This window comes from Streptomyces sp. BK022 (assembly GCF_004217355.1).
Classification (GTDB): domain Bacteria; phylum Actinomycetota; class Actinomycetes; order Streptomycetales; family Streptomycetaceae; genus Streptomyces; species Streptomyces griseoluteus.
The window spans coordinates 419,038-441,181 of record NZ_SHKU01000003.1 but is presented as its reverse complement, the minus strand read 5'-3'; the positions used below and the strand labels follow the sequence as shown (position 1 = coordinate 441,181).

Genomic DNA, 22,144 nt, shown 5'->3' with positions numbered 1-22,144 from the left:
ATTGTCCCGCACCGCGCGCGGGACCCGGTTCACCGCGCTGCGCCGCCCGTCTTCACTGTGCCTGGAGCACCAGCAGGGCGAGGTCGTCCTCGGGGGCGTCCTCGCCGAAGCCGTGCACGAGGTCGCGGATGCGGTCCGCGATGCGCTCGGCGCTCAGGCCGGTGCAGCCGGAGAGGGCGCGGGCGAGGCCGTCGCCGTCGTCGAACTGGTCGGTGCCGGAGCGGCGCTCGGTGACGCCGTCGGTGACGCACAGCAGGCTGTCTCCGGGGTGCAGCTCGATGGTCTCGCAGGTGTAGGTCTCGTCCTCGACGACGCCGAGCAGGGTCTGCGGGCGGGCGGCGGTGCTGACCCGGCCGTCGGGGCGCAGCACCAGGGGCAGCGGGTGCCCGGCGGAGGCGAGGGTGCAGCGGACGCCGCCTTCGACCGGGGTCAGCTCGCCGTACAGCAGGGACAGGAACCGGGTCTGCGGGCCGTCGCCGGGGGCGAAGGGTCCGCCTCCGGCGGCGATCAGGGCGCGGGCGGCGGCGTCGGCGGCCTCGGTGGCGTCGTCCAGGAGGAGCTGGTTGAGGCGGTCGAGGACGTCCGCGACGCCGTACCCCTCGCGGGCGAGCAGCCGGAGCCAGGGGCGGGCGAGGCCGATGACGACGGCGGCCTCGGGGCCCTTGCCCTGGACGTCGCCGACGGCGAAGCACCAGCGGCCGTGCCCGGCCGGGAAGAGGTCGTAGAAGTCGCCGCTGGGGCCGCCCTGGTCGCGGGGTTCGTAGACCAGCGCGCTGGTCATGCCGGGGATCTCGGCGACCGCGCCGGGCAGCAGGCCGCGCTGGAGGACGGCGCTGATGGTGGCCTGGCGGGCGTACTGGCGGGCGGCGCCGATGGCGAGGGCGACCCGGCGGCCGAGGTCCTCGACCAGGCCGGTGACCTCGTCGGGGAAGCCGAGCAGTCCGCAGCGGCCGATGAGCAGGGTGCCGAGCGGGCGGCCTCCGGCGATCAGCCGGTAGGCGAGCGCGGTGCCGTGGGTGCCCTCGGGGCCGAGCGCGGTGCCGGGCCAGGGGTAGGGCTCGGGGCCGGAGCGCACGGTGTGGCGGGAGCGCGGCGGCTCCTTCTCCAGGGCCCGCTGGAGGTCCTCGGTGCGGGCCTCGCTGGTGTGCCAGACGCGGGCGGGGCCGTCGCCGCCACCGCGCACGGTCGCCTCGTCCTCCAGCCAGATCGCGCACCAGTCCGCGAGGCGGGGCACGATCAGCTGGCCGGTGAGAGCGGCGACCAGGTTCTCGTCGAGCTGCCCGGCGAGCAGGTCGGAGGCTTCGGCGAGGAAGGAGAGCGCGCCCCGGCCGAGCCAGTCCCGGTCGCCCGCGGCGCGCTGCGGCTGCGGGGCGAGGGCCTCGGCGGCGATCAGGGCGGGGGCGGGCGCGGGGCCGGCGGGCTCCTCGGTGCCGCCGGGCGGCAGCCGGGCCCAGACGGTCTTGCGGCCGGTGCGGTAGGTGACGCCCCAGGACTCGGCGAGGGTGGCGACCAGCCGCAGCCCGCGCCCGTGCTCGGGCGTCTCGTACGGAGCCTCGTCGGCGGGGTCGCGCGGGGCGCGCGCGGGGTGCTGGTCGTGGACCTCCACTACGAAGGCGCCGCTCTCCTCCAGCCGCCAGCCGACCTCCACCTCGGTGCCGGCGTGGACGACGGCGTTGGTGACGAGTTCGCTGACGACCGCGGTGGCGTCCTCGCCGAGCCGGGCGGCGCCGTCGGGGCCGGTGAGGCCGAGGCCGGCCCAGTCGGCGAAGGCGGCGCGGACGAGCGCGCGCGCCGAGCCGGGGGCGGCGGGGCTGCCGGGGAGGGTGGCCCGGCCCTCGGCGAGCGGACGCGTGCCGGAGGGCGCCGGCGCCTCCTCCGCTCCGGCGCCGCCCGCCCGCTGCACGGGTATGGCCGCCATGTCCATGCGGCCAGGGTGACAGACAGGCGGGACGCATAAGCACCGAGTCACCGAAGTGAACGCTCGTGACGGCGAACTGCGCTATCGCCCGGCCAGAACACGCTCAATTCCGGTCATGGCCGAAAGAGAACCCGCCGGGGCGGCCGAAAAACCACCCCGGCGGGTGCCGCTCACGCCTCGCGGGCCCCGTTGTACATCTCGTCGATCAGGCCCTTGTACTCCCGCTCGACCACCGGCCGCTTCAGCTTCAGGCTCGGCGTGATCTCGCCGTGCTCCACGTCGAGGTCGCGCGGCAGCAGCCGGAACTTCTTGATGGTCTGCCAGCGCTGCAGCCCCTCGTTGAGCTGCTTCACGAACCCGTCGACCAGCTCGACGGTCTGCGGCGCGGCCACCACCTCGGCGTACGACTTGCCCTCCAGGCCGTTCTCGGCGGCCCACTGGAGGATCGCGGGCTCGTCGAGCGCGATGAGGGCGGTGCAGTAGTTCCGGTCGGCGCCGTGCACCAGGATGTTGGAGACGTAGGGGCAGACCGCCTTGAACTGGCCCTCGACCTCGGCGGGCGCCACGTACTTGCCGCCCGAGGTCTTGATGAGGTCCTTCTTGCGGTCGGTGATGCGCAGATACCCGTCCGCGGACAGCTCGCCGATGTCGCCGGTGTGGAACCAGCCGTCGGACTCCAGCACCTCGGCGGTCTTCTCGGGCTGCTGGTGGTAGCCCTCCATGACACCGGGGCCGCGCAGCAGGATCTCGCCGTCGTCCGCGATGCGCACCTCGCAGCCGGGCAGCGGCTTGCCGACCGTGCCGGTGCGGTAGGCCTCGCCGGGGTTCACGAAGGAGGCGGCGGAGGTCTCGGTGAGGCCGTACCCCTCCAGGATGTGGATACCGGCGCCGGCGAAGAAGTAGCCGATCTCGGGGGCGAGGGCGGAGGCGCCGGAGACGCAGGCGCGCAGTCTGCCGCCGAACGCCTCGCGCAGCTTGCCGTAGACCAGGGCGTCGGCGGCCTTGTGCTTGGCGGCCAGCGCGAACGGCACGGATGCGGTGCCGGTGCGGCGGAAGCTGTCCTGGGACGCCTTGGCGTACTCGCGGGCGACCTCGGCGGCCCACTGGAAGATCTTGTACTTGGCCGCGCCGCCCTCGCGGGCCTTGGCGGCCACGCCGTTGTAGACCTTCTCGAAGATGCGCGGCACGGCGGCCATGTAGGTCGGCCGGACCACGGGCAGGTTCTCGATGATCTTGTCCACCCGGCCGTCGACCGCGGTGACGTGGCCGACCTCGATCTGGCCGGAGGTGAGCACCTTGCCGAAGACGTGGGCGAGCGGCAGCCAGAGGTACTGCACGTCGTCGGCGGAGACCAGGTCGGTCGAGCCGATGGCCCGCGCCATGTAGGCCCAGTTGTCGTGCGGCAGCCGCACGCCCTTGGGGCGGCCGGTGGTGCCGGAGGTGTAGATGAGGGTGGCGAGCTGCTCGCGGGTGATCGCGCCGACCCGCTCCTTGATCAGCTCGGGGTGCCGCTCCAGGTAGGCGGTGCCGCGCTTCTCCAGCTCGGCGAGGGTGATCACCCAGTCCCCCGTCTCGGCGCCGGCCGGGTCGATCACGACGACCTTGGTCAGCGAGGGCAGCTCGGCCCGCCGCTCCAGCGCCTTGGCGACCTGCGCGGCGTCCTCCGCGATCAGCACCCGGCTGTCGGAGTCGGACAGGATGAACGACGACTCGTCGGCGTTGGTCTGCGGATAGACGGTGGTGGTGGCACCGCCCGCGCACATGATGCCGAGGTCGGCCAGAATCCACTCGACGCGGGTGGAGGAGGCGAGCGCCACCCGCTGCTCGGACTCGATCCCCAGGTCGATCAGGCCGGCCGCGATCGCGTTGACCCGCTCCGCCGCCTGTCCCCAGGTCAGCGACCGCCACTCGTCGGGGCCCTCGCCGGAGGCCGCCGGTACCGGGTACCGGTACGCCTCGGCGTCCGGTGTGGCCGCCACGCGCTCCAGGAAGAGGGCCGCCACGGACGGCGGACGGTTCTCGATCAGGGTCTGTGTGTCGCTCACGACATCCTCCGGGGCCCGCGACGGTGCGGCTGACTCGGTGCGGCTGGGTGGACTCACGCTGGTGGGAAGCTGTTGTTTAACCCGCGAGTAACTAGCGAGCAGGGATCAGGGTAAGGGGCGACCGGCCACCGCGTAAGAGGCCACGGCCTGTCACTTCGCACCGCAACCCCATCGAGATCCGGCCCCGGACGGCCCCCCGCACGAGCGGGGGCCCGCCGTACGCGTGTACGGCGGGCCCCACTTTGCCCGTTTCGCTCCGACAACCCGGCGCGGTCGCGGGCTACTTCTTGCCCTTGCCCGAGCTTCCGGCGCCGTCGTCGCTGGAGAGCACGGCGATGAACGCCTCCTGGGGAACCTCCACGGAACCCACCATCTTCATCCGCTTCTTGCCCTCCTTCTGCTTCTCCAGCAGCTTCCGCTTACGGGAGATGTCACCGCCGTAGCACTTGGCGAGGACGTCCTTGCGGATGGCGCGGATGGTCTCGCGGGCGATGACCCGCGAGCCGATGGCGGCCTGGATCGGCACCTCGAACGCCTGCCGCGGGATCAGCTCGCGCAGCTTGGCGACGAGCCGGACCCCGTAGGCGTACGCCTGGTCCTTGTGGGTGACCGCCGAGAAGGCGTCCACCTTGTCGCCGTGCAGCAGGATGTCGACCTTGACCAGGGAGCTGCTCTGCTCGCCCGTGGGCTCGTAGTCCAGGGAGGCGTAGCCGCGGGTCTTGGACTTGAGCTGGTCGAAGAAGTCGAAGACGATCTCCGCGAGCGGCAGGGTGTAGCGGATCTCGACCCGGTCCTCGGAGAGGTAGTCCATGCCGAGCAGGGTGCCGCGCCGGGTCTGGCACAGCTCCATGATCGAGCCGATGAACTCGGAGGGCGCGAGGATCGTGGCGCGCACGACCGGCTCGTACACGTCCGCGATCTTGCCCTCGGGGAACTCGCTCGGGTTGGTCACCGTGTGCTCGGTGCCGTCCTCCATGACCACGCGGTAGACCACGTTGGGCGCGGTGGCGATGAGGTCGAGGCCGAACTCTCGCTCCAGCCGCTCCCGGATCACGTCCAGGTGCAGCAGGCCGAGGAAGCCGACGCGGAAGCCGAAGCCGAGGGCGGCGGAGGTCTCCGGCTCGTAGACCAGGGCGGCGTCGTTGAGCTGGAGCTTGTCCAGCGCCTCGCGCAGCTCGGGGTAGTCGGAGCCGTCCAGCGGGTACAGGCCCGAGAAGACCATCGGCTTCGGGTCCTTGTAGCCGCCGAGCGCCTCGGTGGCGCCCTTGGCCTGGCTGGTGACGGTGTCACCGACCTTGGACTGGCGGACGTCCTTCACACCGGTGATCAGGTAGCCCACCTCACCGACGCCGAGACCGTCGGCCGGGAGCATCTCCGGCGAGCTGACGCCGATCTCCAGCAGCTCGTGGGTGGCGCCGGTGGACATCATCCGGATGCGCTCACGCCTGTTGAGCTGGCCGTCGATGACACGGACGTACGTCACGACACCGCGGTAGGAGTCGTAGACCGAGTCGAAGATCATCGCGCGGGCGGGGGCGTCCGCGTCACCGACCGGGGCCGGGATCTCCTTGACGACCTTGTTCAGCAGCGCGTCGACGCCGAGACCGGTCTTCGCCGAGACCTTCAGCACGTCGTCGGGGTCACAGCCGACCAGGTTCGCCAGCTCCTCGGCGAACTTCTCCGGCTGCGCGGCCGGCAGGTCGATCTTGTTGAGCACTGGGATGATCTTGAGGTCGTTCTCCATCGCCAGGTACAGGTTGGCGAGGGTCTGGGCCTCGATGCCCTGGGCGGCGTCGACGAGGAGGACGGTCCCCTCGCAGGCGGCCAGCGACCGCGAGACCTCATAGGTGAAGTCGACGTGGCCCGGCGTGTCGATCATGTTGAGGATGTGCGTCGTGCCCTGGTCGGGGCCCTCGGTCGGGGCCCAGGGCAGACGCACCGCCTGGGACTTGATCGTGATGCCGCGCTCGCGCTCGATGTCCATCCGGTCGAGGTACTGAGCACGCATCTGCCGCTGCTCGACCACGCCGGTCAGCTGGAGCATCCGGTCGGCGAGCGTGGACTTGCCGTGGTCGATGTGCGCGATGATGCAGAAGTTGCGGATCAGAGCCGGGGCGGTACGGCTCGGCTCGGGCACATTGTTAGGGGTCGCGGGCACGCAGGGTCCTGTCTCTTGAGGCGCCTTATGCCTCGGGTCGGATCGATACGTAGCTTCCATGGTCCCACGGGGAGCGACCGGGGAGCGTTTTGGGCCGCCGTCGGGGCCGCTGGTACTGTAGAGCGCTGTGCCTCATGCCCTCTCAGCGCGAGGCGCGACGACAAATTTCTGGATCACCGGTACGGGACCTTTCGCGGGCCCGTGCCTGAACCTGTAAAGGCTCCTTTCGTGGCGAACATCAAGTCCCAGATCAAGCGGATCAAGACCAACGAGAAGGCTCGGCTGCGCAACAAGGCCGTCAAGTCCTCCCTGAAGACCGCGATCCGCAAGGCCCGTGAGGCCGCTGCCGCGGGTGACGTCGAGAAGGCCACCGAGTACCAGCGCGCTGCCGCGCGTCAGCTCGACAAGGCCGTCTCGAAGGGCGTCATCCACAAGAACCAGGCCGCCAACAAGAAGTCGGCGCTCTCGGCCAAGGTCGCGGACCTCAAGGGCTGAACCTCCTTCTGATCTGACCGCCGGAGGGACTCACGAGCGGGCCCTCTCTATCCGCTCCCGTCCGGCATCCCGAAGCCACACGCGGCCTGCGTTCGCCACGCGGGTGTGGCTTCAGCATCTTGGTCCCAAGGCCCCGGTCTCCTCTCCCAAGGAGGCGCCGGGGCCTTCGGCATGCCTGGGGGTGCCCCGGTTCAGCGGGGGTGCGGGGTGGCAGGGACCGAGGAGTGCCGCTCGGCCCGCGCCCCCCTAGGCCCGCCCTCGGGAGCGGGCCGCCCTGGCGATGGTCACGACCGCCTTCTCCAGCGCGTACTCGGGGTCGTCACCGCCGCCCTTCACGCCGGCGTCGGCCTCCGCGACCGCGCGCAGCGCCACGGACACCCCGTCCGGAGTCCAGCCCCGCATCTGCTGGCGGACCCGGTCGATCTTCCACGGCGGCATCCCCAGCTCACGGGCGAGGTCGGCGGGCCGGCCGCCGCGCGCCGAGGACAGCTTGCCGATGGCCCGCACGCCCTGGGCCAGCGCACTGGTGATCAGCACCGGCGCCACCCCGGTCGACAGCGACCAGCGCAGCGCCTCCAGCGCCTCCGCCGTGCGCCCCTCCACCGCCCGGTCGGCGACGGTGAAGCTCGATGCCTCGGCGCGGCCGGTGTAGTACCGGCCGACCACGGCCTCGTCGATCGTGCCCTCGACGTCGGCCACGAGCTGGGCCGCCGCGGAGGCCAGTTCGCGCAGGTCGCTGCCGATCGCGTCGACCAGCGTCTGGCACGCCTCGGGCGTCGCGGACCGCCCGAACTCCCGGAACTCCCCCCTGACGAACGCCAGCCGGTCCGCCGGCTTGGTCATCTTGGGGCAGGCGACCTCGCGCGCGCCCGCCTTACGGGCCGCGTCCAGCAGCCCCTTGCCCTTCGCACCACCCGCGTGCAGCAGGACGAGCGTGATCTCCTCGGCGGGCGAGCCGAGGTACGCCTTGACGTCCTTGACCGTGTCGGCAGAGAGATCCTGTGCGTTGCGTACGACCACGACTTTGCGCTCGGCGAAGAGCGAGGGACTGGTCAGCTCGGCGAGGGTGCCGGGCTGCAACTGGTCCGGGGTGAGGTCGCGTACGTCCGTGTCGGCGTCGGCGGCCCGAGCGGCGGCCACCACCTCCCGCACGGCACGGTCGAGCAGGAGGTCCTCCTGGCCCACGGCAAGGGTCACCGGGGCGAGAGGGTCGTCATTCGCAGTCTTTCTTGCCATCACTGACAGCATCCCACGCGGCACCGACAACCAAGCGGGGCGTGCACCCTGGCCGGCCCCGGAGCGGACCCCGAGGCGGGGGTCAGGGGCGTGGGGGGCGCGTGACGCGGGCGCTTCGCCCGAGGTGCGGGTGCCGGCTCACGGCTCCTCCCGCCAGCCCTCCCACTCGGCCGCGAAGGCGTCCAGTTCGGCGGGGTCCAGCCGGGCCGCCTCGTCGCGCAGGACCAGCAGCCACTGGGCGTCCTCCGCGTCGTCCTCGCCGGCCAGCGCGTCCCGGACGAGCCGGGGCTCCTCGTCGACGCCGAACCGCGCCCCCAGCGCCTCGGCCGCCTCCTCGGCGGCGTCACGGTCGGGGAGCACCAGCACATGTCTCACATCACTCACGCGGCCATTGTCCGGTACGGCGCGAGGGTGGGTGCCCCGGAGGCCGGCCGACGCTCAGCCCGTGAGCACGCGCGGCACGACCTGCACGTCCAGGTCGACCCGGATGCTCGGCCCGATCGCCGCGATGCCGCGGGCCAGCAGGGTCTGCCAGTTGATCGTGTAGTCGTCGCGGTGGAGTTCGGTGGTGGCGCGGCAGGCGGCGCGGGTCTCGCCCTCCATGCCGTTGCCGAGGCCGAGGTACTCGGTGTCGAGGGTCACGGTGCGGGTCACGCCGTGCAGCGAGAGTCCGCCGGTGACGGCCCAGCGGTTGCCGCCCCGGCGGACGAACCGCTCGCTGTAGAACTCCAGCGTCGGGTAGCGCCCCACGTCCAGGAAGTCGGGCGAGCGCAGGTGGTCGTCGCGCATCCGCACCCCGGTGTCGATGGAGGCCGCGTCGATCACCACGTGCATCGCCGAGTTCTCGACCCGGTCGGCGATCCGTACCGCGCCCGCGAAGGAGTTGAACCGCCCGTGGATACGGGCCAGTCCGATGTGCCGGGCGGTGAAGACGATGGAGGAGTGGACCGGGTCGACGTCCCAGTCGCCCCGCATGGGGGGCTCGGCCGGGGGCGCCACCTGGAGGGTCACGTCACCGAGCGAGGCGAGGGAGTTCTCCGCGACCAGTGCCGTGGCCCGGTAGGGCGTGTACCCCTCGGCGGAGACCGCGAGCCGGTACTCGCCGGCCGGGACGGTCGCCATGAAGGAGCCGTACGGATCGGTGCCGCCGGTGACGACCTTGCGGCCGAGGCTGTCGCTGACCGTGAACTCGGCGGAGGCGACCGGCTGGTTGACCGGATCGAGCACCCGGCAGCTCAGTACGCCCGCGTCGGCCGGGGTGCGGACCGCCGCCAGCGGACTCGTCCGGTGGACCCGGTCCGTTCGTTTCTCCAGCCACCGGCCGAACATGTACGCCACTCCCGTGCGCCTTGACCCTCTGCGATTGTCGAAGAGTCATTCGATCACCGATGTGGCTTTCGAGCAAAACGGGCCCACATCACGGGAGTACGGCCCATGCGCCGGAAGTCACCCGAATTGGCCGTCCCGGACGGTGGGCACGTGACTCAGCCCGATCCCGAACCCGTCCCGGTACACCGCGAGCACCTCCTCGTCCGTCCCCAGCTCCCGCGTCTCCTTCCGCCCCTCGGCATCCGTGGTCGTCAACGTCCGTCCGCTGAGCGTGATCCGCCCGCCGTCGTCCGTGATCCGCGAGCACACCAGGGACTGGGTGAAGTGCGACTCCGGCGAGGTCGAGTGCCACCACGCTCCGGCGCGGAAGTCGGCGAGCGTGCGGGGGCGCGTCTCCAGGCGGTACTGCGGCTTGCCGTCCCGGAGGACGTCCAGGTCCCCGTCGCCCGCCTCCACCACCCGGAACGTGCCGCCGGGGTCCGCCTGGTCCCCGCGCTCACCGAAGGCCAGCGGACCGTGGCTGTGCGCGCCGAACCCCACGTCGGCGATCAGGTCTTCGCCGTCCACCGTCCGCACGCGCAGGGCGAGATGGTCGTACGGGATGCCGAGGCCCCCGTCCCCGTGCACCCGTCCCGCGAGGAGCTGGACCTCGTGACCGAGCGCGGCCAGCAACAGGCCGAAGGCCCCGTTGAGTTCGTAGCAGAAGCCGCCCCTGCGGCCCCCGGCCACCTTGGCCAGCAGCGCGTCCTCCTCAAGGACGACGGGCTCGCCGAGGTGGATCGACAGGTTCTCGAAGGGCACGGCTCGCAGGTGGCGCAGGTGCAGCTCCCGCAGGGCGTCGGCGGTGGCCCGCGCGGGGCGCTCCGCGCCGAGGCGCCGGAGGTAGGCGTCGGTCTGGGTGGGGTTCATGGGGCCAGTGTGGCGGGCGGCGGGGCGCATGGTCCCGCGTCGCGGCGTACGCGTACCCCCGAAGGCCCGCGGAAGTGACCCGCTACTCCGTGAACAGGCTGATCAGGTGGTGCGGCGTGTCCTTGCCCAGCATCTCGCGGAGATCGACCCCCTCCAGCGCGGCCGCGGCACTGCGCGGGAACATCTCGCGCTCGTACGCGGTGAGCGCGGCCTCCACGTCGCCCGGGTGTGCCGCGATGGCCTTGCCGAGTTCGGCGCCGTCGTAGAGGGCGAGGTTGGCGCCCTCGCCGTTCGGGGCGGTGAGGTGGGCGGCGTCGCCGAGCAGCGTCACGCCCGGTGTGCGGTCCCAGCGGTGCTCGGCGGGCAGGGCGTGGATCTGGCGCGGCACCGGCGCGGTGTCGCCGTCGGCGACGAGCGCGGTGAGCCGCGGAGCCCAGTCGTCGAACTCGTGCGCGATGTGCGCGAGCGCGGCGGCGGAGTCGGAGAAGTCGATCCCGTCGAACCAGTCGCGCGGCCGGAGGAGCATCACCCAGGTGTGCAGGTTCCCGCCCCGCTCCCGGTGCGTCAGAACTCCCTTGCCCGGCGCGAGGATCATCGTGGAGCCGTCGCAGACCAGCTTCGCGCTCTCCGGGTGCCGGGTGTCGGCGTCGAGCAGGTGGGTCTCCACGAAGGAGACGCCGGTGTACTCGGGCGTCGCGCCGGACAGCAGCGGCCGGACCCGCGACCACGCGCCGTCCGCGCCCACCAGCAGCTCCGAGCCGACCGTGGTGCCGTCGGCGAAGGCGACCTCGTGACGGCCGCCGCCGAGCCCGCGGACTCCGGTGACCTTGCGGCCCCACCGCACGGTGCCGGCCGGCAGCGAGTCGAGCAGCATCTGCCGCAGTTCGCCACGCGGCACCTCGGGATTGGTGCCCGTGCCGTCGTCGGGCAGGTCCAGCAGCACCTCGGCCTCCGGGCTCAGGACGCGTGTCGCCTGGCGCCCTTCGAGGATGAGGGCGCGGAACTCGTCGTACAGACCGGCGTCCCGCAGCGCGGGCTGGCCGTTGTAGTCCCGGATGTCGAGAAGGCCGCCCTGTGCGCGTGCCGTGGGGGAGGTCTCCGCCTCGTAGACCGTGGACCGGATGCCGTGGACGTGCAGAACGCGGGCGAGGGTGAGGCCGCCGAGTCCCGCGCCGATGATCGTGACGTGAATGCTCATGGGCCCAAGCTCGCAAGCCCGGCCGACAGAGCTCCGACACGAGGCCGACAGTCACCCGGCCCGGCCGACAGCGTGACGACACGCATGAGCACGGCGGCGTGGTGCTCTACGCGTCGCCCGGCTGGGGCACCGTGTCGCCGATGACGGCGGCCAACCGCTGGAGCTGGGCGGCGAGTTCGTGGCGTTCGGCGGGGGTGAAGTGGGAGAGGGCCTCGGACTGGCGTGAGCGGAGTTCGGCGCGCATGGCGGCGAGGCGGTCGGCGCCGTCGGCGGTGAGGCGGACGAGGACCTGGCGTTCGTCGTGCGGGGAGCGCTGCCGGGTGACCACGCCCGCCGTCTCGAGCTGCTTGAGCATCCGGGTGGCGGTGGGGACGCTGACCTCGGCGGTGACGGCGAGCCTGCCGACCGGCAGCCCCTCGCCCTCCGCGTCCGCGGCCAGCGGTTCCAGCAGGGTGAGCTGGGCCATGGACAGTCCGGTCCCGGCGCGGCCCATGGTGGCCGCCCGGGAGCGGCGCATGGCGTAGAACAGCCGGTCGGCGGCCTGCGCCAGCTCCCGTACGCCCGCCTCGCCCTCGTCGCGCTTGCTGATGTCTCGCATGACTGTTAGCTTACTAAATGAAGTCGTTAGCAAGCTAAGCTTTAGGAGGCTTTGAGTCATGGACTTCCCCGCACGCATCGATGTCCACCACCACATCGTCCCGCCGGTCTGGGCCGGGACCCTGGCCGCGCGCGGCCTGAACTCCGGTGGCTGGGCCATCCCGGACTGGAGCCCGGAGAGCGCGATCGCGATGATGGACCAGCAGGGCATCGCCACCGGCGTCATGTCCGTCACCTCGCCCGGCGTCCACCTCGGTGACGACGCCGACGCCCGCGGCCTGGCCCGCGCCGTCAACGAGTACGGCGCCGAGGTCGTCAAGGACCACCCGGACCGCTTCGGCCACTTCGCCAGCATCCCGCTGCCCGACGTGGACGCCGCTGTGGCGGAGGCCGTGTACGCGCTCGACGTCCTCGGGGCCGACGGTGTGGTCCTGATGTCCAACGCCCACGGCAAGTACCTGGGCGACCCGGACTTCGAGCCGCTGTGGGCCGAACTGGACCGCCGGGCCGCGAACGTCTTCGTGCACCCCGCGCAGCCCCCGATGCCGCTGCTGCCGGGCACCCCGGCGCCGCTCGCGGACTACGTCTTCGACACCACCCGCACCGCCCTGAACATGGTGCTGAACGGTGTGATGGACCGCTACCGCGACGTCCGCGTCATCCTGTCCCACGGCGGCGGCTTCCTGCCCTACGCCGCGTACCGGTTCACCGGCCTGACCTCCACCGTCGTGGACCGGGAGCGCAGGGCCGAGGACATCCTGCGCGACCTGAAGCGGTTCTACTTCGACACCGCCCTGTCCGCGAGCCCCTCCGCCCTGCCGGCCCTGCTCGCCTTCGCCGAGCCCGGCCACGTCCTCTACGGCAGCGACTGGCCCTTCGCCCCGACGGAGGCCGGCACCTACTACAACCACTTCCTGGAGACCTACCAGGACTTCGCGCCCGGCCAGGCCGAGGCCGTCGACCGCGGCAACGCCGAGGCGCTCTTCCCCCGCCTCGCCCGCTGACCACTCCACCGGGACGCCCCGCACCGCCGGTGCGGGGCATCGGTGCGTCGCGGGGCAGCCTCGGGCGGGGCGGCCTGCCTCGGGCGGGGCGGCCTCAGGCGAGGCGGCCTCAGGCGGGGCGGCCTCAGGCGGGGCGGCCTCAGGCGAGGCGGCCGAAGATCCTCTTGGCGTTGCCGTGGTCGAAGGCGGTCTTCTGCTCGTCCGTGAGGCCGCTGCGCGTGTCCAGCAGCCGGTTGAACGCCGCCGCTACGGGCGCGGGGGCGTAGGGGAAGTCACTGCCGAAGAGGATGCGTTCGTGGTCCGCGAAGGCCAGGAAGCTGGGGAAGGCGTCCGGCCCGGAGGACAGGGCGGTGTCCCAGTAGAAGAGCCGGAACTTCGCCAGCAGCTCCTCGGTGGTGGGTCCCTCGGGGTCGAGGGCCGGCTGGAGTTCGCAGAACCGCATCACCGCGTAGGGGACGAACCCGCCCGCGTGAGCCAGGATGATCTTCGCGTCCGGGTAGCGGTTCAGCACCCCGGAGAACACCATCTGCACGGCGTTCCGGGTGGTGTCGTAGGGGTAGTCCACGAGCGGCCCCGGCACCTCCGGCAGCGGCGAGACGAGCGGGTGGCCCGGATGGATGAACACCACGGCCGACCGCCGGTTCAGCGCCTCCCAGAGCGGCGCGTACCTCGCGTCGCCCAGGTAGACACCCTCGTAGTTGCTCAGCAGCACGACTCCGTCGGCGCCCAGCTCGTCCAGCGCGTACTCGGCCTCGGCCACTGCGCCCTCGACGTCCGGCAGCGGGACCGTGGCGAAGTTCCCGAACCGGTCGGGGTACCGGCCGACCAGCTCGGCCACGTACTCGTTGACCCCGCGCGCCATGTCCCGGCGCGCCTGCCCCTGCCAGCCGACCACACTGGGCGCGGTCAGCGACAGGACACTGGTGGCGATCTTCTGGTCGTCCATGTACGCCAGATGCGCCTCCGGACTCCAGGCGGGGGTGGCCCAGCCCGACGGATCTCCGCCATGACTCGGCAACGCGTCGCCCCAGAAGGGGGGCACTACATGCGTATGCACATCGACACGGGCAGCGTTCGGCATCGGACTCCCTCCCGGTCTCTTCCGGAACGTAGCCCGCGGAGGGCGCTTCCGCGATTCGAGGCCGGGAGCGGGGTGTTCGCGTCCGCCGGGCGCGTCTTGCTCCATCAGAGGTATCGATCGCTGCGCCGCTGTGCTACCTGAGGACAGTGACGCTTTCCAAGATGCCCGGCAGGCCGTTCGACGCAGTGCTGTGCGACCTCGACAACGTGATCCGCTTCTACGACACGACGGAGCTGGCAGGACTGGAGCGCGGTGCCGGGCTGGCGGAGGGAACCACCGAGAGGGTGGCCTTCGCGCCGGAGACGGACCTCCCACTGCTCCTCGGTGAGATCACCAAGGAACAGTGGGGGGAGTCCATCGCACTCGGCCTAGCAGGCCAGGTGTCGCAGGCCCAGGCGCGTGCGCTCGGGACGGCGTTCGCCAACTCGCCGTTTCGGGCCGACGACGTCGTGGTCGACCTGCTTGCCCGGGCACGGAAGCACATGCCCTTGGTGCTGGTGACCAACGCGTCCGTGGAACTGGAGGACGATCTGGCCCTGCTCGGACTCACGGATCTCGCCGACCACGTCGTCAGCAGTGCTCGGGTGGGCGTGGTCAAGCCGAACCGGAGGATCTATGAGATCGCGGCCGCCCAGGCGGGAGTTGCCGTGGACCGGTGTCTCTTCGTGGACGACCGACTGGAGAATGTGCAAGCCGCGGTCGGGCTCGGCATGACCGGCGTGCACTATCGCGAACCTGCTGATCTCCGTGGGGCGTTGGGGGTCTTGCTGGACCGCTGAGACGGTCCGGACCGTCGGGCTGCCCGGTCCAGTAGTCCGTTCGCCGCCTGGCGAGCCGGTCGGCAGTCGGGAGAACCGGGACGAGTGGTGGAACGACTTCCACTCCTCGGTGGCCGAGGCTGTGGGGCGGGGCGTGCGGGCACGCGGGCGCGGGTCGTCTCCGAGCCGCTGTCGGAGTACATCCGCTACGCGCCCTCCCGCACGACCGCTTCCTCACCTGAGGGCTACCGCAAGGGCAACTCGGCGAGCATGACGGCGTAGACCGGGGAGTCGGGGAAGGGCCGGCGTTCGCCGATCTTCTTGAAACCCCAGTCCTCGTACAGGGATTGCACGCGCGGGTGGGTCACGTCGACCAGGAGGACCGCGAGATCCTCGGGGCGGTCCTCGAAGAGCGCGCGGGTCAGCGCGTCCGAGACGCCCTGCTTGCGTTTGGAGGGGTGGACGGCCAGCTCGGAGAAGGCGAATGTCCGGTGCTTCTCGGGGACTTCGTCGACGTACTCGCGCCACCACTCCCGGCCCTCGTCCGACGGGGCGCCGTAGGCGAAGCCCATCGGCTCCGCACCGTTGTACGCGATCACGCAGGCGTAACCCTCCTTGCCGCCCCAGTGATCCACGAACCAGGGGAACTTCTTCTTGAAGTCGTCGTCCCGGTCCGGCCCGGCTGCTGCGGCGTGCAGGTCGATGATCGTCTGACGGATCTCCGCCAGGTCCTCGGTCCCGAAGTGGCGGATGTCCAGCCCAGCGGCGGTCACAGGCGACTCCATTCCGTGCGGTAGCGGTCGCCCCACTCTCGGGCGATCGTGGCGTCGGGCGCAAGGGTGATCAAGTCCCGGTAGTAGTCGCCGAGAAGAGATCTCATGCGTCCGGGGATCGGGTGCCCCGACATCAGTGTGAACACCGTGGAGGCCGTGGAACACGCCTGGTCGACGTCGCGCTGGTGGAGCTGGGCCAGGGCAAGGCGGCCCGTGGCCAGAGCCCGGTTTCTGCGGAACTCCTCCGGGATCGCGCTCAGGGCCTTGTGGGAGGCCGCCTCGGACTCGGCGGCATCCCCGATGCGGCCCCGGACGATCGCCGTCATGGCCATCAGTTCAGCCGGTCCGTAGAAGGCGATCCAGCTCGGGGTGGGCCCGTGGGCGTTTGCCTTGCTCAGAGCGTCCTCCGCGTACCCGAGGGAGCGAATGGCGGCCTGCCGATTGCCGAGGTTCGCATGCCCGATGGCCGTACGAGCGTGGGCCAGGGATGCGAAGAAAGGAGTCCGCCGGGCGATGGCCGTTCCCTGCGCCGCGTATCCCGCGTCAACGGCTTCGGCGAACTCTTCCCGGTGGTGGGCGAGCATCGCGTACGAGTTCCAGACCCTCATCTCGGCGACCGGGTCCTTGGCCATGCCGGCCAGGTACAGGGCGCGGCTGAGAAGTTGGGAGGCCCGGTCCATCCGCCGGGCGTCGATAGCGCTCCGAGCGGCGGTGGCGGTGTAGTCGGCGGCCACGGAGAAGAGCCTCTGCCGGATGCGCTGGGTGGCGCCGAGCTTCTGCTTCGTCAGGGCCTCTTCGGCTCCGGAGAGCGCGGCCCGCTCCAAGCCCTCGTGACCGCCTCTGCTGCGGTCCACCTCCATCAAGGCGTCCAGGCCCCGGCGAAGACGGATGACATCGGAGGTGCCGACGCGCGGAGGGGCTCCGGCTAAGGGGGCGACGGCGGAGGCCGTCGTACCGGTGGCGGCAGCGAGGAAGTTCCTGCGGTCCACGGGGTTCTCCGGATCGTTCGAGGGGCGCCGTCGCTGTGGTGGCCTGAAGCCCAGTTTCTCGGCGGTACATCCGAATACTGCCTCTACAGCCTGCCGTTGGCGGGGGTGAGGCCAGCGGGTTTTTCCGGTCACCCAGTTCCGGACGGTCCTGTCACTGACCGTGCCCTCGTGCCCGGCACGGATCAGATGGTCGTTCACCCGCTCGGCCAACTCGGTCTGGGTGAGCGCTCTTTCCTGCATGGCACTGATGAGGCTCTCGTTCTCCTCCACGTACTCACGGTAGTGACCGAGTGCCTGTCAGTGAGCTGGAAGCGCACAGAAATTTCCGGTTCCCCCGCGTCCGCGGCGGGCCGATTTTTCCTGCTGCTCCAGGTCGGGCGGCCGTTGACTGGGACGACGCGACACAGCCGCTCCGGAGCCACCAGATATGCGGTTCCCCTACCTGTTCGAGGTCCCGATGACAGTGACCGTCACACCCCGCCCCACAGGGCACCCCGGGTACTCCCAGAGACTTCCCCGGCAACCGGAAAGCGCCGCCGAGGCGCGCAGGCTGGTTCGGACCGCTCTTGTGGCGTGGCGCATGGACGGGGTGGTCGAGGACGCCGTCATCGTCGTGTCGGAGCTGGTGGCCAACTCCGTCGAGTACGCCCGGTGCGCCTCGATCCGGGTGATCGTCGGGCGACCGACGGCGAACGTGGTCCGGCTGGGGGTGGTCGACCGGTCGAAGGTGCTGCCGATCCTGCGGACCGAGTTCACGGGCGACCCCTTACGGGGGCGCGGCCTCCTGATCGTGGACAGGCTGACGGCCCGGTGGGGCACCGAGATGTACGCGTGGGGCAAGCAGGTGTGGGGCGAGCTGTGGGTGGAGGGGCGATGAAGGACGGCAAGCCCTGGGTGGGTGACGCGGTACGCGACGGGGCCAACGGCAGGAAGGCCATCGTGACCGACGTCCAGCGCGGTTCCCGGTACATCCTTCGGCCGCACGCGGGTGGCGGCCCGACCTGGGTGGCCGAGGACCCGGAGAGGCTGAGCGTCATCACGCCCGAGCAGGAGCAGGTCAGCGGTCCCGTCCTCAATCCCGCATCACCTTCATCCCTCCGTGCGGCCCGCCCGTCCCCGTGAGGGCGAGCGCGCCGTCGCGGTCCGTGCGCAGCACCGTGGCTCCGGTGGAGCGGAGGGCCGCCAGGGTCGTGGGGGCCGGGTGGCCGTACGGGTTTCCGGTGCCGCAGGAGATGAGGGCAAGGCGAGGCGCGGCGAGGTGGAGGAGGGCGGGGTCCTGGTAGGCGGAGCCGTGGTGGGCGACCTTCAGGACGTCCACCCGGGCCAGGTCGGCCGTCTCCGGCGTGCGCAACAGCTCCCGCTGGGCGGGGGGTTCCAGGTCGCCCAGGAGGAGCAGGCGGAGGCCCGCTGTGCGGACCAGGAGGGTGATGCTGGCGTCGTTCGGGCCGTCGGGGGCCACCGGCGCGTCCGCCTGGGGCCAGAGGACGCGCCAGGCCAGGGGGCCGACCCGGCGTTCCTCGCCCGCCGCTGCCGTGGTGAGGGGGATGTGGCGGGCGGCGGCCTCGCGGCGTACGGACTCGGCCTGGTCGGCGGGTTCGGCGAAGGCCGTGCTCTCGATCGCGGCCACCGAGCGGCCTCGCAGGACTCCGGAGAGCCCTCCTACGTGGTCGGCGTGGAAATGGGTGAGGACGATCAGGGGGATGCGGGTGATGCCCAGCTCGCGCAGGCAGCGGTCGACCGGTGCCGGGTCGGGGCCGGCGTCCACGACGACAGCGGTGCCGGGTCCGGCGGACAGGACGGTGGCGTCGCCCTGGCCGACGTCGCACATGGCGAACCGCCAGTCGGGCGGGGGCCAGCCGGTGACCGCGCGGGTCAGCGGGGCGGGGCGTACGACCACCAGGAGGAGGAGCAGGGCGAGGGCTCCGCACCACCAGGGGTGGCGGATCAGGCGGCGGCCGAGGAGGGCGAGAGCCACTGTGAGGGCGGCCAGTAGCAGCGCCCCCGGCCAGCTTCCCGGCCAGTCCACGCCCGCGCCGGGCTGGGCCGCACCGGTACGGGCCACAGTGGCGATCCATCCGGCGGGCCAACTCGCGCACCAGGCCAGCGCCTTGGCCAACGGCATCGACACCGGTGCCGCCGCCAGCGCCGCGAACCCGAGTACGGTCGCGGGGGCCACGGCCAGCTCCACCAGCAGGTTGCACGGCACCGCCACCAGGCTCACCCGCGCCGACAGCACCGCCACGACCGGCGCGCACGCCGCCTGCGCCGCCGCGGCCGCGGCCAGCCCCTCCGCGAGCCGGGCGGGCACCCCGCGCCGTAGCAGCGCCTCGCTCCAGCGCGGCGCCAGCAGAAGCAGCGCGCCGGTCGCCAGGACCGAGAGGACGAAGCCGTAACTCCGGCTCAGCCAGGGGTCGTACAGGACGAGCAGGAGTACCGCCGCGGCCAGCGCCGGTACGAGCGATCTACGGCGGCCGGTCGCCAGGGCCAGCAGGGCGACCGAGCCGCACGCCGCCGCACGCAGCACGCTGGGGTCCGGGCGGCACACGATCACGAACGCCAGGGTCAGGACGCCCGCGAGCAGGGCGGTGGTCCTAAGGGACAGGCCCAGGAAGGGGGCGAGGCCCCGGCGTTCGGCGAGGCCGGCCATGCCCGGTGGGCCGATGAGGAGGGCCAGCAGGATGGTGAGGTTGCTTCCGGAGACGGCCAGGGTGTGGGCGAGGTCGGTCGCCTTGAAGGCATCGTCCAGTTCGGGGGTGATGCGGGAGGTGTCGCCCACGACCAAGCCGGGCAGCAATGCGCGGGCGTCCGGGGGGAGTTCTCCGGTCGCTTCGCGCAGTCCGGCTCGGAGGTGGCCTGCCAGGCGCTGCGGTGGGGTGGGGCCCGCTGTGATTTCCGGGGACGGCCGGCTTCGTACACGTAGGACCGCGGCGGTACGGTCGCCGGTCGTCGTGGGCGGTGCGAGTCTGCCGGTCAGGCGGAGCCGGGTGGAAGGAAGCAGGCGGAGCCAGGCGGCACGTGCCTCGGGTCCGGCGCCTCGGGCTCCGGGCGCCGGTACGTCCGCGTCCACCACGAGGAGTACCGGGCTTCGGGTGAGGGCCCCCTCCCCTCCCCCCACCCCCTCCTCCCCCACCCTCCGCACCTCACCCCGCGCCAGCACCCCCACCGGCGCCGCGTGATCCCCCCGCACGCGGGGCCTGCTCAGCCACGGGTCGCCGGTCAGCTCCACCTCGACCGTCACCGTGCCGAATCTCCGCGCCACCTCCGGCACCGGCCCGCGCCGTACGTCGGCCCCGTGCAGCCCCGCCGAGACGGCGGACGCGGCGACACACAGCAGCACCGCCGCGACCGGAGCTCGGTACCGGGCGGACCCCACTCCGAGCAGCGCGACCCCGGCGGCGAGGCACACGCCCGCCACCCCCAGGCACCACGCCAGCGGAACGTCCAGGACCAGCGCCGCCGTCGCCCACGCGGCGAGCGCGGGCCCTGCCAGCCGCAGGTCGACCGGGCCCTCCTGACGGGGATGGGAGTCGCCTTTCCAGCCGGGGTCGGACTCGGCCCTCACGGCCCCACCCGTGCCCGCAGATCCGAGAAACGCCGGTCACCGATGCCGTCCACCTGGCGCAGCTCGTCCACCGAGCGGAACCCGCCGTGCCGGGTGCGGTAGTCGATGATGCGCTGAGCCAGCACCGGGCCCACACCGGGCAGCGTGTCGAGCTGTTCCGCCGTCGCCGTACCGAGCGAGACCGGAGCCGTAGGTCCCCCACCGGCCGGCGCCGCCGCACCCACCCCTGCCGGAGGCGGCGCGCCCGGCGCCCCCACCACGATCTGCTCCCCGTCCACCAGGAACCGGGCCCGGTTCAGCCCCTCCGCCCGCACCCCCGGCCGCACTCCCCCGGCAGCCCGCAGCGCGTCCGCCACCCGCGACCCCGACGGCAGCCGCCGAACCCCCGGATCACGCACCTTTCCGCTGACGTCCACCATGATCTGCCCGCCGGGAGAAGCGGACGCGGAGACACTCCCCGCCCCCTTCACCCGCGCCGGAGCCTCCCGCACCGTCTGCGGCGCGCTCACGCTCTCCGTGCGCCCCGCCCAGAAATGCTGACCGGCAAGCACCGCGGCCAGCACCAGCACCGCCCCGAGCGCCAGCACCCCCCGCCGCTCCACCCCGCACCGCGCCTGCACCCACATCGGCACCCGGTCCCGCAGCGCGAGCAGAATCCGCTCCCGCCGGCCGGTATCGCCGAACCGGCCCTCGCCCACCAAAGTCCCTGCCCCCAGGGCCTCCGCACCGTGGACCTCCGCACCGTGGGCTCGCGCACCCGGACCCCGCACCCCGAGAACCCGCGCACCCCGAACCCTCGCGTCCAAGCCCCCAGGCGGCCCGCTCCCCGACTCCCCCGGAGCCTCGCCGAACAACTGCCCGGCCCGTCGCCGTACCTCCTCCCCCGGCACCGGCGCCCGATGCCGGCCGCGCCCCCGTTCGGTGGGACGCCGGTACCGCGTACGGCTGTCGGAGGACGGCCCCCTGCCGGGACCGCTGGTCGGAGAGGCTGCGCGGGTCAGTGATCGAAGTGTCATGAGCCGAGGATCGGACACCCGGCCCCAGAAAGTGGATCTTGGTCAAATCCCGTGGAAAAGCCCCCGGTTGTGGATAACTCCGTCACCCACACGAGCCACGCCAGCGCCCTCCCCGACGGCGCGCCACTCCATCCCCGGCCCCACGCGCCACGCCCGCCCCAACCGAAGGCCCCCGCAGACCGCTTCCGTCGACCGCCCCAAGCGCCGCAGGCCCCCTCACCGCGGCGAAACCACAACCCCCAGCAAACCGGGCCCCGTATGCGCACCGATCACCGCCCCCACCTCGCTGACATGCAACTCCGCCAGCCCGCCCACCCGTTCACGCAACCGATCCGCCAACAACCCGGCCCGCTCGGGCGCGGACAGATGGTGCACGGCGATGTCCACCTCCGCACCGGCCGCGCGCTCCACCACGATCTCCTCCAGCCGGGCGATCGCCTTCGACGCCGTACGCACCTTCTCCAGCAGCTCGATCCGCCCGTCCTCCAGCCGGAGCAGCGGCTTCACGGCGAGGGCGGAGCCGAGGAGTGCCTGGGCGGTGCCGATGCGGCCACCCCTGCGGAGGTAGTCGAGGGTGTCGACGTAGAAGTGGGCGGAGGTGCCCGCGGCGCGCTTCTCGGCGGCCGTCACCGCGTCGTCGACGGTGCCGTCGCCCTCCGCGGCCTCGGCGGCGGACAGGGCGCAGAAGCCGAGGGCCATGGCGACCATGCCGGTGTCGACGACCCGGACGGGTACCGGTGCCTCGCGGGCGGCCAGTACGGCGGCGTCGTAGGTGCCGGACAGCTCGGCGGAGAGGTGCAGGGAGACGATGCCGTCCGCGCCCGTTTCCGCGACCTCGCGGTAGGTGCGGGCGAACTCCTCGGGGCTGGGGCGGGAGGTGGTGACCGGGCGCCGCTTCTGCAGGGCCTGGGCCAGGGAGCGGGTGGAGATCTCGGTGCCCTCTTCGAGCGCCTGGTCGCCGAGGACCACGGTCAGCGGCACCGAGGTGATGCCGTGGCGCTCCATCAGCCCCGGCGGCAGGTAGGCCGTTGAATCGGTGACGATAGCGACATGGCGGGACATGAGCTGGAGGTTAC

At 72.2% G+C, this 22,144-nt stretch carries 20 protein-coding genes; 5 read left to right on the top strand and 15 right to left on the bottom strand.

Going from position 1 to position 22,144, the window contains the following annotated elements; translation table 11 throughout:
* Positions 1 to 52: 52 nt before the first annotated feature.
* The 3 genes from EV284_RS13500 to lepA all read right to left on the bottom strand — a co-directional run bounded on the left by EV284_RS13500 (position 53) and on the right by lepA (position 6,121).
* Positions 53 to 1,918: a SpoIIE family protein phosphatase gene (locus EV284_RS13500; protein ID WP_207229051.1), complete on the bottom strand. Its 1,866-nt coding sequence runs from the start codon at positions 1,916 to 1,918 to the stop codon at positions 53 to 55.
* A gap of 170 nt (positions 1,919 to 2,088) precedes the next feature.
* Entirely contained in the window at positions 2,089 to 3,963 is a 1,875-nt protein-coding gene (locus EV284_RS13495; protein WP_130333658.1) for an AMP-dependent synthetase/ligase, read from the bottom strand.
* Positions 3,964 to 4,243: 280 nt separating this feature from the next.
* The gene (gene lepA / locus EV284_RS13490; protein ID WP_130333656.1) at positions 4,244 to 6,121 is read right to left on the bottom strand and encodes a translation elongation factor 4; all 1,878 of its coding nucleotides are present in this window, start codon (positions 6,119 to 6,121) and stop codon (positions 4,244 to 4,246) included.
* 228 nt (positions 6,122 to 6,349) lie between these two features.
* Here lepA and rpsT point away from each other — a divergent pair, with 228 nt between their 5' ends.
* Entirely contained in the window at positions 6,350 to 6,616 is a 267-nt protein-coding gene (rpsT, locus tag EV284_RS13485; protein ID WP_030814907.1) for a 30S ribosomal protein S20, read from the top strand.
* 246 nt (positions 6,617 to 6,862) lie between these two features.
* Here rpsT and holA read toward each other — a convergent pair whose 3' ends face one another.
* The 6 genes from holA to EV284_RS13455 all read right to left on the bottom strand — a co-directional run bounded on the left by holA (position 6,863) and on the right by EV284_RS13455 (position 11,886).
* The gene (gene holA / locus EV284_RS13480) at positions 6,863 to 7,852 is read right to left on the bottom strand and encodes a DNA polymerase III subunit delta (protein WP_207229022.1); all 990 of its coding nucleotides are present in this window, start codon (positions 7,850 to 7,852) and stop codon (positions 6,863 to 6,865) included.
* 138 nt (positions 7,853 to 7,990) lie between these two features.
* Complete coding sequence (locus tag EV284_RS13475) at positions 7,991 to 8,236, bottom strand: hypothetical protein (RefSeq protein WP_037856065.1); 246 nt, start codon at positions 8,234 to 8,236, stop codon at positions 7,991 to 7,993.
* 54 nt (positions 8,237 to 8,290) lie between these two features.
* Positions 8,291 to 9,181 carry a YceI family protein gene (locus EV284_RS13470; protein WP_130334698.1) on the bottom strand — a complete coding sequence of 297 codons (891 nt, stop codon included), beginning with the start codon at positions 9,179 to 9,181 and terminating at the stop codon, positions 8,291 to 8,293.
* 117 nt (positions 9,182 to 9,298) lie between these two features.
* Entirely contained in the window at positions 9,299 to 10,090 is a 792-nt protein-coding gene (locus tag EV284_RS13465) for an arylamine N-acetyltransferase (RefSeq protein WP_130333652.1), read from the bottom strand.
* An 82-nt stretch (positions 10,091 to 10,172) separates the two neighbouring features.
* Positions 10,173 to 11,288 (bottom strand): FAD-dependent monooxygenase, encoded by a 1,116-nt coding sequence (locus EV284_RS13460; protein WP_130333650.1) that lies wholly within the window; start codon positions 11,286 to 11,288, stop codon positions 10,173 to 10,175.
* Positions 11,289 to 11,394: 106 nt separating this feature from the next.
* Positions 11,395 to 11,886, bottom strand: a complete 492-nt coding sequence (locus tag EV284_RS13455) for a MarR family transcriptional regulator (protein WP_130333648.1) — start codon at positions 11,884 to 11,886, stop codon at positions 11,395 to 11,397.
* Positions 11,887 to 11,944: 58 nt separating this feature from the next.
* On the opposite strand from EV284_RS13455, the gene EV284_RS13450 reads away from it, so the two are divergent.
* Positions 11,945 to 12,889: an amidohydrolase family protein gene (locus EV284_RS13450; RefSeq protein ID WP_130333646.1), complete on the top strand. Its 945-nt coding sequence runs from the start codon at positions 11,945 to 11,947 to the stop codon at positions 12,887 to 12,889.
* Positions 12,890 to 13,028: 139 nt separating this feature from the next.
* Here the strand turns inward: EV284_RS13450 and EV284_RS13445 are convergent, their stop codons facing one another.
* Positions 13,029 to 13,970, bottom strand: a complete 942-nt coding sequence (locus EV284_RS13445; protein ID WP_130333644.1) for an amidohydrolase family protein — start codon at positions 13,968 to 13,970, stop codon at positions 13,029 to 13,031.
* Between the two features lie 161 nt (positions 13,971 to 14,131).
* On the opposite strand from EV284_RS13445, the gene EV284_RS13440 reads away from it, so the two are divergent.
* On the top strand, positions 14,132 to 14,749 hold the full coding sequence (locus tag EV284_RS13440; protein WP_165425541.1) for an HAD-IA family hydrolase: 618 nt from the start codon (positions 14,132 to 14,134) through the stop codon (positions 14,747 to 14,749).
* Positions 14,750 to 14,973: 224 nt separating this feature from the next.
* Here the strand turns inward: EV284_RS13440 and EV284_RS13435 are convergent, their stop codons facing one another.
* Both EV284_RS13435 and EV284_RS13430 read right to left on the bottom strand, forming a co-directional pair.
* Positions 14,974 to 15,513 (bottom strand): GNAT family N-acetyltransferase, encoded by a 540-nt coding sequence (locus tag EV284_RS13435; RefSeq protein WP_130333640.1) that lies wholly within the window; start codon positions 15,511 to 15,513, stop codon positions 14,974 to 14,976.
* Entirely contained in the window at positions 15,498 to 16,490 is a 993-nt protein-coding gene (locus EV284_RS13430) for a hypothetical protein (RefSeq protein WP_347402193.1), read from the bottom strand. Before EV284_RS13430 ends, EV284_RS13435 begins: the two co-directional genes overlap by 16 nt.
* Positions 16,491 to 17,070: 580 nt before the next feature.
* Here EV284_RS13430 and EV284_RS13425 point away from each other — a divergent pair.
* Together EV284_RS13425 and EV284_RS13420 are read left to right on the top strand one after the other, a co-directional pair.
* A complete protein-coding gene (locus tag EV284_RS13425; RefSeq protein WP_347402192.1) occupies positions 17,071 to 17,367 on the top strand; it encodes an ATP-binding protein in 297 nt (98 codons plus the stop codon).
* Positions 17,364 to 17,612: a hypothetical protein gene (locus EV284_RS13420; RefSeq protein ID WP_207229021.1), complete on the top strand. Its 249-nt coding sequence runs from the start codon at positions 17,364 to 17,366 to the stop codon at positions 17,610 to 17,612. Before EV284_RS13425 ends, EV284_RS13420 begins: the two co-directional genes overlap by 4 nt.
* On the opposite strand, the gene EV284_RS13415 is transcribed toward EV284_RS13420, so the two are convergent.
* From EV284_RS13415 to EV284_RS13400, 3 genes are all read right to left on the bottom strand, one after another.
* Positions 17,563 to 20,052, bottom strand: a complete 2,490-nt coding sequence (locus EV284_RS13415) for a ComEC/Rec2 family competence protein (protein ID WP_165425521.1) — start codon at positions 20,050 to 20,052, stop codon at positions 17,563 to 17,565. The two genes, EV284_RS13420 and EV284_RS13415, sit on opposite strands and share 50 nt — an antisense overlap.
* Positions 20,049 to 20,750, bottom strand: a complete 702-nt coding sequence (locus EV284_RS13410) for a ComEA family DNA-binding protein (RefSeq protein WP_347402191.1) — start codon at positions 20,748 to 20,750, stop codon at positions 20,049 to 20,051. Before EV284_RS13410 ends, EV284_RS13415 begins: the two co-directional genes overlap by 4 nt.
* A 534-nt stretch (positions 20,751 to 21,284) precedes the next feature.
* The gene (locus EV284_RS13400; RefSeq protein WP_130333632.1) at positions 21,285 to 22,130 is read right to left on the bottom strand and encodes a DegV family protein; all 846 of its coding nucleotides are present in this window, start codon (positions 22,128 to 22,130) and stop codon (positions 21,285 to 21,287) included.
* Between the last annotated feature and the right edge of the window lie 14 nt (positions 22,131 to 22,144).

What these genes read in the sequence shown, in the direction of transcription:
- EV284_RS13440 (WP_165425541.1), top strand. Translation starts at nt 14,132, where the DNA reads ATGCCCGGCAGGCCGTTCGACGCAGTGCTGTGCGACCTCGACAACGTG.
- EV284_RS13445 (WP_130333644.1), bottom strand. Translation starts at nt 13,970, where the DNA reads ATGCCGAACGCTGCCCGTGTCGATGTGCATACGCATGTAGTGCCCCCC.
- EV284_RS13435 (WP_130333640.1), bottom strand. Translation starts at nt 15,513, where the DNA reads ATGGAGTCGCCTGTGACCGCCGCTGGGCTGGACATCCGCCACTTCGGG.
- EV284_RS13455 (WP_130333648.1), bottom strand. Translation starts at nt 11,886, where the DNA reads ATGCGAGACATCAGCAAGCGCGACGAGGGCGAGGCGGGCGTACGGGAG.
- EV284_RS13460 (WP_130333650.1), bottom strand. Translation starts at nt 11,288, where the DNA reads ATGAGCATTCACGTCACGATCATCGGCGCGGGACTCGGCGGCCTCACC.
- holA (WP_207229022.1), bottom strand. Translation starts at nt 7,852, where the DNA reads ATGGCAAGAAAGACTGCGAATGACGACCCTCTCGCCCCGGTGACCCTT.
- EV284_RS13420 (WP_207229021.1), top strand. Translation starts at nt 17,364, where the DNA reads ATGAAGGACGGCAAGCCCTGGGTGGGTGACGCGGTACGCGACGGGGCC.
- EV284_RS13450 (WP_130333646.1), top strand. Translation starts at nt 11,945, where the DNA reads ATGGACTTCCCCGCACGCATCGATGTCCACCACCACATCGTCCCGCCG.
- EV284_RS13425 (WP_347402192.1), top strand. Translation starts at nt 17,071, where the DNA reads ATGGACGGGGTGGTCGAGGACGCCGTCATCGTCGTGTCGGAGCTGGTG.
- EV284_RS13470 (WP_130334698.1), bottom strand. Translation starts at nt 9,181, where the DNA reads ATGTTCGGCCGGTGGCTGGAGAAACGAACGGACCGGGTCCACCGGACG.
- EV284_RS13500 (WP_207229051.1), bottom strand. Translation starts at nt 1,918, where the DNA reads ATGGCGGCCATACCCGTGCAGCGGGCGGGCGGCGCCGGAGCGGAGGAG.
- EV284_RS13400 (WP_130333632.1), bottom strand. Translation starts at nt 22,130, where the DNA reads ATGTCCCGCCATGTCGCTATCGTCACCGATTCAACGGCCTACCTGCCG.
- EV284_RS13465 (WP_130333652.1), bottom strand. Translation starts at nt 10,090, where the DNA reads ATGAACCCCACCCAGACCGACGCCTACCTCCGGCGCCTCGGCGCGGAG.